Annotated in this window: 11 protein-coding genes; 10 read left to right on the top strand and 1 reads right to left on the bottom strand. The window is 43.0% G+C overall.

Annotated features, from left to right (window positions below):
• Nucleotides 1–22 precede the first annotated feature (22 nt).
• The 10 genes from aroC (at nucleotide 23) to V7O63_RS10270 (ending at nucleotide 12,619) form a co-directional block, all read left to right on the top strand.
• Entirely contained in the window at nucleotides 23–1,120 is a 1,098-nt protein-coding gene (aroC, locus tag V7O63_RS10315; protein ID WP_340818431.1) for a chorismate synthase, read from the top strand.
• A gap of 186 nt (nucleotides 1,121–1,306) precedes the next feature.
• Complete coding sequence (locus V7O63_RS10310; protein ID WP_340818429.1) at nucleotides 1,307–2,269, top strand: phosphate uptake regulator PhoU; 963 nt, start codon at nucleotides 1,307–1,309, stop codon at nucleotides 2,267–2,269.
• A gap of 31 nt (nucleotides 2,270–2,300) precedes the next feature.
• Nucleotides 2,301–2,657, top strand: a complete 357-nt coding sequence (locus tag V7O63_RS10305) for a hypothetical protein (RefSeq protein WP_340818428.1) — start codon at nucleotides 2,301–2,303, stop codon at nucleotides 2,655–2,657.
• Between the two features lie 329 nt (nucleotides 2,658–2,986).
• Nucleotides 2,987–5,044 (top strand): hypothetical protein, encoded by a 2,058-nt coding sequence (locus V7O63_RS10300; protein WP_340818427.1) that lies wholly within the window; start codon nucleotides 2,987–2,989, stop codon nucleotides 5,042–5,044.
• Nucleotides 5,045–5,373: 329 nt separating this feature from the next.
• The gene (locus tag V7O63_RS10295) at nucleotides 5,374–6,351 is read left to right on the top strand and encodes a substrate-binding domain-containing protein (protein ID WP_340818426.1); all 978 of its coding nucleotides are present in this window, start codon (nucleotides 5,374–5,376) and stop codon (nucleotides 6,349–6,351) included.
• 24 nt (nucleotides 6,352–6,375) lie between these two features.
• Complete coding sequence (gene pstC / locus V7O63_RS10290) at nucleotides 6,376–7,344, top strand: phosphate ABC transporter permease subunit PstC (protein WP_340818425.1); 969 nt, start codon at nucleotides 6,376–6,378, stop codon at nucleotides 7,342–7,344.
• Nucleotides 7,341–8,294 (top strand): phosphate ABC transporter permease PstA, encoded by a 954-nt coding sequence (pstA, locus tag V7O63_RS10285; protein ID WP_340818424.1) that lies wholly within the window; start codon nucleotides 7,341–7,343, stop codon nucleotides 8,292–8,294. Before pstC ends, pstA begins: the two co-directional genes overlap by 4 nt.
• Nucleotides 8,287–10,332, top strand: a complete 2,046-nt coding sequence (locus V7O63_RS10280) for a type II/IV secretion system ATPase subunit (RefSeq protein ID WP_340818423.1) — start codon at nucleotides 8,287–8,289, stop codon at nucleotides 10,330–10,332. Before pstA ends, V7O63_RS10280 begins: the two co-directional genes overlap by 8 nt.
• Nucleotides 10,332–11,249, top strand: coding sequence for a type II secretion system F family protein (locus V7O63_RS10275; protein WP_340818422.1), 918 nt, complete (start codon nucleotides 10,332–10,334; stop codon nucleotides 11,247–11,249). The genes V7O63_RS10280 and V7O63_RS10275 overlap by 1 nt, the downstream gene beginning before the upstream one ends.
• Nucleotides 11,246–12,619 (top strand): type II secretion system F family protein, encoded by a 1,374-nt coding sequence (locus V7O63_RS10270; RefSeq protein WP_340818421.1) that lies wholly within the window; start codon nucleotides 11,246–11,248, stop codon nucleotides 12,617–12,619. Before V7O63_RS10275 ends, V7O63_RS10270 begins: the two co-directional genes overlap by 4 nt.
• A 49-nt stretch (nucleotides 12,620–12,668) precedes the next feature.
• Here the strand turns inward: V7O63_RS10270 and V7O63_RS10265 are convergent, their stop codons facing one another.
• Nucleotides 12,669–13,343, bottom strand: coding sequence for an RAD55 family ATPase (locus V7O63_RS10265; protein WP_340818420.1), 675 nt, complete (start codon nucleotides 13,341–13,343; stop codon nucleotides 12,669–12,671).
• Nucleotides 13,344–13,433 lie beyond the last annotated feature (90 nt).

The following is a 13,433-nucleotide window of genomic DNA, read 5'->3' as shown; positions in this document are numbered from 1 at the left end:
ATATCAGGGAATCTATACGATTATGCCAGGAAATTCATTCGGACATTCTTTCAGGATCACCACCTGGGGCGAATCCCACGGGAAAGCCCTGGGAGTCGTAGTCGATGGTGTACCTGCAGGACTTGAGCTTTCAGAAGCAGACGTTCAGAAGGACCTTGACCGCCGCCGGCCAGGTCAGAGCGAGGTATCGACACCACGTTCGGAATCAGATTCCGTGGAGATACTCTCCGGTGTTATCGATGGTGTTACAACAGGAATGCCTGTATCCATGCTTGTATGGAACAAGAATGCGAAGTCCAGTGCATATGATTATATCAAGGATATCCCAAGACCCGGACATGCCGACCAGTCATATTCTGAGAAGTATGGCATACGTGATCACAGGGGAGGCGGAAGATCATCAGGCAGGGAGACCATCGGCAGGGTTGCCGGGGGTGCAGTTGCCAGAAAACTCCTTTCACTTGCAGGCATCGAAGTGTTCGCTCACGTTACCGAACTTGGTGGAGTGAAGGCCAGACCTCTTTCCTTTGATGAGGTCCGTGACAATGTCGATAGCAATGTTGTCCGATGTGCTGATCCCGAAGCAGCCGAAAAGATGCTTGAACAGGTCAATGCTGCCCGTAATGAAGGTGATAGTATCGGCGGTGTCGTAGAGATAATAGCCACAGGTGTCCCGGCAGGTCTTGGTGAACCGGTATTCGGTAAACTCGATGCTGACCTTGCCTGCGCCATGATGGGTATAGGTGCTGTAAAAGGTGTGGAGATAGGTGCAGGATTCGAATGCTCTAAGATGAAAGGCAGTCAGATGAACGACCCCTACATGCTTGAGAACGGACACGTAGTTCCGGCAATGAATAATGCAGGCGGTATCACAGGTGGCATATCCACAGGAATGCCTGTCATCTGCAGGATCGCTGTAAAACCAACGCCTTCTATCTCAAAATCGCAGAAAAGTGTTGATACTGCATCTATGAAAGAGATAGATGTTGAGATCCATGGAAGGCATGATCCAACCATTCCACCGAGAATGGTGCCTGTGGCAGAGTCCATGATGGCACTTGTGCTCATGGACCATATGATAAGAAGCGGTCGTATAGGACCTGATTCTCTTTTAGTATAGGGTAGTCAATAAATTGGTGATGAGTGCTGTCTGAGCACTCTTTTTTATATACTGACTCTATATCATTTTGCTTTTCATTTTTTGTGGTCTATATAGCTCCCATAGAGTCTATAATCTATGGAGATAAACTTTATAGTCCGATCCCTGCCCTCTATAATCTTAATTCCCATTGGATCGTGAGAACAAATGGATACAAGAAAAGTACAGATAACGGGCAGATCCACTTATGTATTGACCCTTCCAAAGAAATGGGCCGTTCGCTCAGAACTGGAGGCGGGTTCCCATATATCCATATTCTATCAGGAGGACGGGTCGTTACTTCTGAAGCCTCCGGGTATCAGGTCATCTAAGCATCCAAAGAAGCTGAAGTTCAAAAAAGAACTGGAACATCTGAAAAGGGACATAGTCGGCCTGTATATTGTAGGTGACCATCAGGCAATAGAGATAAGTGGTGACAATATATCCTCTGAAGAGAAGCGGGAGATAAAGGACCTGTGCCATCGTCTTGTAGGGTTTGAGATCGTTGAAAGTAGTGAAAAGAAGATAATGATAAAGAACTTCCTTGATACAGACGATCTCACGATCGAGAAAGGTCTGAAAAGGATGTCATCCCTTGTGTATCTCATGCTGGATGAACTTGCAATGGCCTTTGAAGAGGATGATAAGGACATGTGCAAACACATCATCACCCGCGATGATGACCTTGACAGGATGTTCCTGCTTGTCTCAAAACAGCATGTTGACCGCCTGAACCTGAAGAAACAGTCAAAGGAAGATAAACTGAGCCTTGTTGAATCCTTCTACTACCGGATGGCTGCAAATGATGTTGAACGAATAGGTGATCACATCTCCAAGATATCATTACATTTTTCTTATATATCGCTTCCACAGGATGTACGTTCAATACTTGCAGATCTTTGCAGGGATTGCCAGTCCATCTTTATGGACAGCAGCGAGGCTTTAAGGGAGTCTGACAGCGGGATGGCAAATAATGTACTTGGAAGGGATCAGCTCTTCACTGAGAAGCTTATCAATGCAAGTCAGGTTCCGGCCGAGGATTCCATTGAACTGATAATTGACAGTTTCAGCAGGATAAAGGATTATGCATCGAATATTGCAGAGTCTGCGATCGATCTATCACAATTATAGGTTAATCCCTCTTTTTCTCTGCGCTGCCGTTGTGATCGACTATTCCCTGACGTTCTATTTTGCAGGCAGTATTGAGAATATACTGGCAAATGAGTTCAGCCCGACACTTGTTTTTGCAGTGGAGAACGATATCGTTCTTCCATATCTTGCTTTGACTGTCGTGTTCTACTATGTGATGGGTTACACTATCCTTCACTTTCTGGAGAATGAGGATATATATCCCATAGGTGTTTTTATAATCCTGCTCATGAGTGTCACTCATGTGTTAGGTGGTCTTTCCTGGTTCGTTCTGAAGGAGGCGTATTCCAATATGATCTTCATGTTGTCCATGACGTCTATCATAATTGCGATATCCGTGTTTGGATATGAGGTTCTGAAAAGGGAATGATTATTAAGAAAAATGTCAGGGTACAATTATAGGCATCAGATTATATACTCTATGTAGTTCCCAATAGTTCACATCAAGGTATGTAATTCCTTTGTGCAAGGGCTATATTTTAAACTGTGATTCTAGCATCCATGAAGAGAATAGTCAGTTTGCCGGCAGCGGTGGTACTTTCCCTGTATACCTTCTATTCAACATGCTGGTATACTCCGTCTTCATTTTTCAATATGGCAATACCCTTTGTTTTTGTAACAATGGCGGGGTATGCTCTGCTTGCGTATGTTATTTCCGGGAAGGTCTCAAAAAGGTCATAATAGTGTGGAGTGGATCCTATGAAAAAAACGAGTAGATACGTACCTAGCTTATTCTACCTCACAACGCTGATATTGCTGTTCTCTTCATTTTTGCCTCTGGCAGCGGCGGATAATTATTGTCCATGTAATGATCTTGATCATTGTGTTGAGTGGGTTAAAGAAGGCTCGACCAGTCTGGAGTGGGGACAGGTAGAAACAGTGGCTGTCAATGGTGTCGTTTATACTTTCAGATCAGATGATTTCACTGAGGATCTTGATGCAGCCCTTATCTCAATAGAGAAAGATTGGGTCGTAAAAAAAGAGTTCCTTTTCCTGGACGTCTATGACAGGATGTCATTCGAATGGGATAATGAGATTCTGGTGGTATTGGATGATATAACCACAGATGGCTACAAGACTCCTTCTGCTAAGCTAACTATCTATTACAGGGGTCTTCCTGAACTCAAGGTTGAATTCGATGCAAGTGAAGAGACTATCCAGGGTGTAGAAGTATCTTCTGAACAGTATGCTCCGGGTGAGGAAAAAGTAATTGATGTCGAGGTCAGGAATACTGGTGACGCATGGATAGAAAGTGTTGTTCTTGAAATTCCTCTTGGAGAACTAAATTTGAGGGAAAAAGGGGACTTTCAGTTAAAGGACAATGTGCTAAGGAAGAATCTTGGTTGTCTCGAACAGGATGACAGCGTTGAACTCAACTTTACAGTGGTTGCACCTGAGTGGGATGAAAAGACATCACCTTATGATATTAACTATTACCTTAATGCTACAGCAACAGGAGATGACATAAAAGGCAATTCTCATGAGTTCAGTGGTTCAATGGAACTGAGCTGTACTGAGCCTGATATGGAGGTTATTCTGGAGATCACCAGAAATGAGATAAATATGACCTCATGGTATGTGAAGGAACTGGAAAGTGCTACGAACAGTTACAGCTCGAGCAACTATGAGATCCGTGATGCAACGGAATTCGTATTCCTCAGGACACATATCTATAATATCGGTCTGTATACCATAGATGACCTAAATGTTCAGTTCTCTGAGATTCCGGAAGACCTTGTGATATCTGAAGCATATGATTCCGGTGACCATTCTTCGATGGATGATAATGGCCAGTACTATTTAGGTCAGAAGCTGATAGGTATAAGATCTGGAAAGTACTCATTTGATAAAGTTGTTGTAACTGCTGACTTCTTCGGGGAGGAATTAACATGGGAGTCAGGTACAGGATCTCTTACGATCCACGGTCCTCATATTGTGGTTGACAAAGGTCTTTCAGGTGCAGATGATGACTACACAGTCACACTCAAATTGTCCAACGATGGTAATCGTGCAGCATGGATCAACCTTACGGATACTGTTCCTGTAAACGTGACGTATGTTGATGGAAGTGTGGAAAAGGGTCTTGAGGGCAGTGGTCTGCCTTTGAGCGAATGGGACCTTAGTACTACGAATTCTAATGATTCCTTTTCATTTTCTGTTGATGGTGTGTTACTTCCACCCGGTTCATCACTATCTATGTCCTATGATATTTCATCAGATGTAGCTCCTGACCTCCCTCCTGCTATATGTGCATTCAGGGCTATAGGGGATTATGAGGGTGAGGTCCAGTCCTCATTCTATGTTAACGGTAATGAGGTAAAGCAGTACTGGAAGCCGTTGAATGGTGGCTGGATATCTGACCTGGCTGCTATCGATGATCAGGCGTCTGTAGATGTGATGCCTGCGGAGAAAGTCATAGATGATGAAGATAACAATGCAGACAATAATGAAGATGATCTGTATTCATCAGACGATGAAGTATCAGATCTAGATATTTCAGATATGTCTGTCGAGGTTCAGCAGGATGATTCAACACCTACGTTCCTGTCAAAGGTCCTTGATCCGATAACCGGTATCTTTGACAGGACACAGGATTTTGTCAGCAGGACATTCACTGGTGCTTTAGGTGGAATATCCTCTCTCTTTGGTGTGGTAGAGAGTTCGGCCATTGATGCTGTAGAGAATTATCTTTATGTTATTGTTGTTATCATTGCAGCAGCCGTATTTGGTGTTGTCTATACCCTTATTTCAAAGTAAGTTATCAGGGTGCAATTCTTCTTATTATATTCATTCACATTATTCTGTATTTATTTTTATAGTCACTTTTAAATACAACTTTTCGCTACTATTTGCTTTTTTTTTCACAGAGACTTCACTTTTAAATTCCAGTTGTTGAGTTTTTTCTATATAATGGATTTTCCCTGTCGTATATGCACCAGTATATAGAGATATCCGTATTCTATATTGATTAGTGGTCTATATACATGACTTGTAGAATGATTATATATTGTGCATCCAATCTACTGCCAGAGCGATTCAAACCCGCTCCCGAATAGGAACATAAAACAAATTGGTGTACGATAAACATGAACTTTAAGAAACTTTTCAACGATGAAGCAGGTGTTTCACCTATCGTTGCAACCCTCGTCTTAGTAGTGGTAGCAATCGCTGGTGCAGCAGCTGTAGGTACGATCATGGGCTCTTTCTCAAGCGACGTTTCCGACGAAGCAAGTGCAGCAGAAGCCGCATCAGGCGCATCCGCAGAACTCCTTATTGCAGGTTCAACAACTGTTCAGCCAGTCTCTGAACTTCTTGCAGATGCCTACATGGGAGAAAATGCTGGTGTTAAAGTAACAGTTCAGGCAGGCGGTTCCGGTGCAGGTATTGCATCAGCTGAAATGGACGTTGTAGACATTGGTTCAGCATCTGAGCCAGTAGATACAGTAACAGAGCACCCAACACTGCAGGTTCATCAAATTGGTGCAAGTGCAGTAGTTCCAATTTCCAAAGGTGTCACCTGTAATGGTCCAATAACAGCTGCTGAAATGCTTGCATTGTATCAGGCAGCAGATGCAGATGGTATGGTAGCATCTGGTTCTTTACCAAGCAACCTCTCCGCTACCGCTGACGTACAGGTCTATCAGAGAGAAGAGGCAGGCAGTGGCAGTGAAGAATGTTTCGCTAAGTGGCTTGGTGACAAACACTACATAGACAATACAAATGCAACAAAGGCAACTGGAAATCCTGGTGTACTCGCAGCTGTAGAGGCTGGATCCACAACAGCTCCTGCAATTGGATTCGTAGACATTGGATTCGTTGAGGACACAACAGTAGAAATTATTAATGTAGGTGCCGGTACAGACTTCGATGACAACAATGATGAGGCTCTTCTCCAGCTTCAGGGTGAGACAAGCACATTCCCTGCAAAGCTTACCAGACCTCTCAACTACCTTACACTTGGTGAGCCTTCCTCAATTGAGCAGTCATTTATTGATTTCGCTACCCAGCCAGCTCAGAAGGGAATCTTCTCAGAAGTCGGATATTATTCATTGTACGACCTCTAAATTAAATAACAATGATTTGTGCCAATGCACAAATCACCACTCTTTTTCTTTTCATTAGATAAAACGGAAGAAATGAATAATATGACAATATCCAGGTTAGAATCATTAACTCCAAAATTTGTCTTTGCATTTTGCACTGCTCTTACAGTTTTTATTACATTATTCTTCATAGGTTTCATCTTCTACATTGCCTATCCAACATTTGAAAGTCAAGGTGTAATCAATTTTATCACAGGTTCTAAATGGGATTATGCTGAGCACATATATGGGATTCGTATATACTTTTTAGGAACTCTGATTCTAACGGTGGTAACTCTTGCATTATCTGTTCCTATAGGAGTTTTCACAGCAATATTTTTATCCGAATTTGCCTCTCCAAGGCTTGTTTCGATAGTGAAACCCCTGATTGAACTATTGGTTGGGATTCCTTCTGTAGTATATGGGATTTTCGGGTATTTTGTTCTTGGTCCATTATTCGTTAATTATATCTCTCCACTTACAGTTTCTCTGTTGGGTTTAATACCCTTTTTTAGCACAGAAATAAATGTGCGAGGGGTGAGTTTAGCGCTTGCATCAACAGTACTTGCCATAATGATTCTCCCTACTATCATATCAATGTCTGAGGATTCAATACGTTCAGTTGAAGATGCGTACAGAGAAGCTTCATTTGCTTTGGGTGCTACACATTGGGAAACTATTAGTAAAGTGTTGCTACCCACAGCATCTAAGGGTATAATGGCAGCTGTGATACTTGGTATGATGAGGGCTATGGGTGAAACTATGGCTATTGTAATGTTATTTGGAGGTTCTAATAATATACCAACAACATTTTTTGGAACAGGCACTGCAATGACTACCAAAATCCTGTCAGATGTTAGCTTTAAAATAGCTGATGCAGAAGCTAGAAGTGCTATATTTGCTATTGCTGCAGTACTTTTTGCAACAGAGATATTGTTTGTAGGATTAGCAAGGGCTATAGGGGGGAGAAAATGACATATACCGAAAAATCAAAAGATATTAAAACCAATTTTCTACCATTAGTGTCAAAAATTAATTTGAGACAACTCACAGGTAGAGTATTTATTACTTTGTCGTATTTGTCTGCTATTCTCATATTATTGGTATTGTTTTTCATTTTGGGAACGATTGGAATAAAGGCGCTTCCAAGCCTTAGTTTGCATTTCATACTTACTTCTGAATCCAATCAACCCGGACTTGGTGGTGCAATTGGAAATGCTGTGGTAGGCACTATACTCCTGTCTATTTTTTCTACAATATTGGCAACACCTGTAGCTGTAGGGACGGCAATATATCTAAAAAGGTATGCAAAGGATGGTTTTGCAGTACGAACATTCCGTTTTCTTATTGATGTACTTTCAGGTACGCCATCTATCGTCCTAGGTATTTTTGGTTTTCTGGTATTTGCATTCTATATGCGGTCGATTACTGGAGGTTTTTCTCTAATCTCTGGTTCCATTGCTCTTGCAATACTTATATTACCGGTGATTGAACGCGCAAGTGAAGAAGCGATAGATACAGTAAAATTTGATATTGAAGCTGCCAGTTATGCACTTGGTGCCACAAAATGGGAAACAATAAAAAATATTACAATACCTTCTGCTCTTTCAGGAATTCTGACAGGTATAGTACTGGGTACAGGCCGTGCTGCAGAAGAATCTGCCGTTGTGATCTTTACTGCAGGCTATACACAGTTCTATCCTGAATTTAAGATTGCTGCAAGTGACAAGCTGTTGTATGGTGTGAAGATATATCCGTTCCAGGATCTAGTGGCAAGCTTACCACTTACAATTTATAATGCATATAACTACCCTCATTTAGTTTCAGATTCAGAAGCATTTGCTGCAGCATTTGTTCTAATAACTATTGTTCTGATTATCAATGCTACAATACGTTTGATTGCTTGGAGGCACAGAATTGGTTAAACTCTATTTAAGATCAAGGCTCAGCCGAAAAAAGCCATCTCATGTAATTGATACAAATATTCAGGAAGAACCTGATACCATCGAAAATACCACCCTTCGTATAGGTGGAGATGTGATAGAAACAACAGATGATATTCTCATCTCCGATAACAATCATACTGGCGAGGAAGAGTCCCTCCTCCCTCAGGCAGAGCACGAAGTGCCCATCCACGAAGCAATTTCCTCCGTTCTGGTATTGGAAAAAGAGGGGGAGCAGGAAGGGGGATCAAAAAAGGATGCTCTCTTTTTCGGTGACACGTCTATCGATGAAAATGATCAAATTCCTGCTGCAGAGAAAGAGTCTGCAAAAAAGAAGCGAAAGTTTGGTCTTATTCTTGGTAAGAAAAAGGACTCTGAGATTGTATATGAGGATATAGTCGAATCCTTGAATGAGCAGGATCCGGACCCGGCCGAAAATTCACAGGTCTCTTTACTTTTAAAGAAGATAGAGCAGATAATAACCCCTGCACCTGAAACCATTGAAGAGATGGAGTTCATAGTCGGTGAACTATCAGTCCCTGCACCTGGAGTACCCCAAAAGGAGGTCAATATCACCTATGAGGTTACACCCGGTTGTCAGTATGTTCACATTGAGTTCGATGGCGAATCCCTTCAATACAAATGCCTTGAACCTCCACTTAGTGAAAGCGAGGAGGAAGCTCTTTACATCATACAGAATGCCTTTGACAAGATGGCACACTCTGAGATATTGCTTGTAGAAGAAGAGGACAGGGATGAAGCTCTGAGGGACAGGTTCGATCTTATAGTGGACATCTATCGTCTGAAGCTCAGTGAAACGCAGAAGGACAAATTCTTCTATTATCTACATAAGAAATACATGGGCTTTGACAGGATGGACCTCCTGATGAAAGACCCATACATTGAGGATATTACCTGTAATGGGCCGTACACACCCCTATATATCAATCACAGGGTCTACAGTTCGGTAGCTACTGATGTGATCTATGAGGAGATCGAGCTTAACAACTTTGTCATGAGGATGGCACAGGCAGCAGGTCGTCATATATCAGTTCTTGAACCGATCAGGGATGCAACCCTTGTGGATGGGAGCCGTGCCAACCTGACACTTGGAAAAGAGGTAACTAAAAGAGGTTCTACCTTTACTATCAGGCGTTTCAAGTCCAATCCGGTATCCTGTATCGACCTAATGAATTACAAAACCTATGACTCCACGGTACTTGCCTATTTCTGGCTGATGATCGAGTACAAACGATCGGTTCTGGCAGCAGGAGGTACAGCATCCGGTAAGACAACTACATTGAATGCTCTTGGTGCTTTCATCCCGCCTGAATACAAGATAGTATCTATCGAAGATACTGCTGAAATGAACCTCATGCACCCTAACTGGACACAATCTATCACAAGGGCTGGTTTTGGTGGTGGTGAGGGTGGCAAGTCCGCAGGAGATATTGAGCTTTTCGACCTCCTTAAAGCTGCTTTGAGGCAGAGACCTGAATACATAGTGGTTGGTGAGGTCCGTGGTGCTGAAGCAGGTACCCTGTTCCAGGCTATCTCTGTGGGTCACCCATGTATGGGAACCATACACGCAGGCTCTATCCATGAACTTCTCTCCAGGGTCGAATCCGAGCCGATGAACGTACCGAGGAATCTCTTTGCCAGTGTGGACATGGTCATCTTCAATTCCATGATCAAGGTCGGTGAGCATTTCCTCAGGCGTGCACTCAGGATAGTTGAGATTGTGGAACTGGACCCTGAACGTGGTGACCTTATAACGAATCCTGTGTTCAAATGGAATCCCGTTACGGATGAATACGAATACAGTGGCAGCAGTGCCATGTTCGATGCCATCAATGATGAGTTCGGTATCGACCAGATGGAGCTTGTCAGGGAAATGGAAATGCGTGGAAAGTACCTTGAATCCCTTGCTAATGACGGTATAACTGAATATGAGGAAGTTGCCAGAGCTATCAGGAGGTATTCAAGAGAAAAGGATGAGATGGCGGAGATGAGTCATTAATGGTCAGGACCCGGGATGTTGATGTACATCAGGCTTTCAATGATGGTGAGACCAACAAATACGTAGAGAAATACAAGATGTTCTGCTACGTCTTCGGTAAGCAGGTAGACAGGAAACCACAGGAAGATGTTGCCAGATCACTATATCAGGCGGATATGGTACTTACCCCCGGTATGTTCATCTCCCTTGCGCTTGTAACTGCAGCACTAGCATCAGTGATCATCTTCATACTATCAGTCATTCTTTTCAGTAATTCCTCTTCCCCGCTTGTGTATATATCAGTCCTTACCTTCCTGACATTTGGTCTGACGGTCAGTGGCTTTCCTTTCATGCTCTATAACAAGGTCTCCAACAAGAACATGAATATCGAACAGGAACTCCCTTTCACATTGGGTTATATGACGATCCTTGCAAGTTCGGGTTCGTCCCCTATGGATGTGATAAGGAAGGTTGCCATAGAGGATTACGGGGATGTCTCAGTTGAATTTGGCAAGGTGATGTACCGTGTGGATGTTCTGGGTGAGGACGGTGTCAGTGCCATGAACCATCTTATAAGAAATACGTCTTCGGAATCCCTCAGGAATATTTGTATAGACCTTGCCAATGCCATGCAATCCGGTGGAGGCTTACGTACCTATCTTGAGATGAAATCGAATGAACTTATGGATATGAGGAGAAAGATGCAAAAGGAGTTCGTTGATTCCCTTGGTGTATATGGTGAAGGTTATCTGAGCGGAGTTGTGATGAGTGTGGTACTTGTGGTCCTCATGATCGTGGTCACAAGTGCTCTGGGTATCGACCTCGGACCTTTCACAGCCAAACAGATGTTCCAGTTCTTCGTCTATTTCATGTTGCCTTTCATCAATATCGTTTTCCTGATCCTGCTCTGGATGAAATATTCAAGGAGTACTCTATGAATATTGAAAGAAGTATTGAAAAACACCATTTGACAATAGCAAGATATGTTCAGATATTGACACTACGTTATGATATCAAGCGTGAATATCTGACACTGGGTATCCCTGTCATTATTGCATTCATGATATTGATGATGGCAGTTCTCACCGGTCATTCCTTTGTGACGGATGAAGCATCAGAAGCAGGTCCTGCTGTAAGCGATGAAGCTGCAGCAAAGCAGGCAGCTTATGAAGCCCTGGTAGCAGAACTTGAAGCTGCCGAAGCAGCGGAAAGAGGTGAGACCCTGCCTGCTGAAGAGGAGGAGGTTGAACCGGAGCCTGACGATGATAAACCAAAAGATGACCTGGACCACATAATGGTCTTTGCCATCCTTGTAGCTATCATTCCGTATTCGATAGATTCCTTCCTGGAAAAGAGAAAGTTGCAGAAAAGAGAGATTGCTTTCAGTGAGTTCCTGTACAAGTTATCAGAACTGATGAGGGGTGGTATCGATCCGGTGAAGGGTTTCATCAATCTCTCAAAGACCAATCTCGGTGCCATAAGCAGTCATGCTCAGGATGCAGCTTCTTCAATGGTACTGGGGAAATCCTTCGATGAATCCATGCACAGGATGTCGGCTTCCATGAAAAGCCGCCTTGTGGCAAGATATATCGATGTAGTAGTTCAGGCAGCTTATACAGGTGGTAATGTTGCAGACCTTCTGTTTCGTACCTCGGAAGATATGAGGTCAGTGATAGCTATACAGAGGGAAAAGGAAGCTGATCTGAAACAGTACATTGTTATCTTCTATCTCGCGCAGGGTATCATCGTGATGCTGACATACATCCTCTCAACATCCCTTTTACCTCTCATTCAGGGTGTTGGTATGGAAATGCTTGGAGGAGCAGGTCTTTCTGACATAGATTTCGAGCGTGGTTTCTTCCATATGATCATACTGAATGCCCTGTTCGGTGGACTCATTGTCGGACTTATCACTGAAGGCGAGATCAAGCATGGTTTCAAACATTCGGCAGTATTGATAGCTTTGAGCTATATTGCCTGTGTAACACTTCTGCTACCTGCAGGTGCAGGGGACTCTTACATAGTATCAGTTGTTTCCGGTGATGGTCAGGAAGTATTTGGAGGTATTCCGCTGCAACAGCCTATCATCTTCAATGTTACCGATCCAGATGGAAATCCGGTTCCCGGTACTTTTGTCAAGATGACCATATCACCTGATGGCATAATAACGAGTTCAATGACAGAGGATGATGGTACAGTTTCAGTTACACCTATACCAGGTTCTGACGCAGGTACGTATATAGTCACCGCAACAGCAGGTGAATCAAAAGGAACAGCGACAATTATAGTAGGTGGAGAGGATGGTTAATTCTCTCTCTGCCTTTAAAATTCAATAGTTCTATGTTAAAGAAGGTAGTTTAACCAACCCTTTCCCTTGTATCCATGGTTATTCCCTGCCCTGTGACATTGTATGCTATCATTTTGTTCAGGGGGATACTTCCTTTCATTTTAGGGATGTTTATGAAACGGTTGATCTTGCCACCGGCGTACTCGGTCTTGAACTGTATGACACCATCGACCATGGAGCGCACTATCTTTTCTGCCCTTTCGGGAAGAATGCCGATATCTGCTGCAAGCAGGAACGTTATATTCTCTTCTCTGCTGATTTTTGTCAGAGCTTCGATGGTCTCTGATATCACCTCTATCTCCTCATGGATGAAAAGAGAGGAGAACATGTCTATTATGCAGACATCAGCATCGGTTATGTTGTGTAACGGGCCGGCATCCTCTCCATAGAGGCGACTGGTGAGTTTGTGCCTTCTGTAACACATATCAAGCAGGGACACGGGGTCTGAGAAGTTGCCAATGACATCCAGATTCTCCAGATGGTCATGTATGCCGGATCTGGTAAGTTCCTCCATTATGTCATTCCTGGAACTCCTTGTAGAAATGTAATGTACCTTCTTTCCAAGCTTCAGAGCATCAAGACTGATCTTGCGGAAGAAGACGCTCTTTACATCTCCTATGTCCTCTTCTATTAACAGTACCACATTGGAAGGTACGTTTTTCAAACCGAAGCTAGTTAGCACCATCAAAACCCTAAAAGTGATCATTGTTTAAATCGTTTTGGAATAATTGGCCAATATCTATAGAATATTGGGGACTATATATATTATGGAAAC

The organism is Methanolobus sp. WCC4 (assembly GCF_038022665.1).
Taxonomy (GTDB): Archaea; Halobacteriota; Methanosarcinia; order Methanosarcinales; family Methanosarcinaceae; genus Methanolobus.
This window is presented reverse-complemented; position numbering and strand designations above follow the sequence as displayed.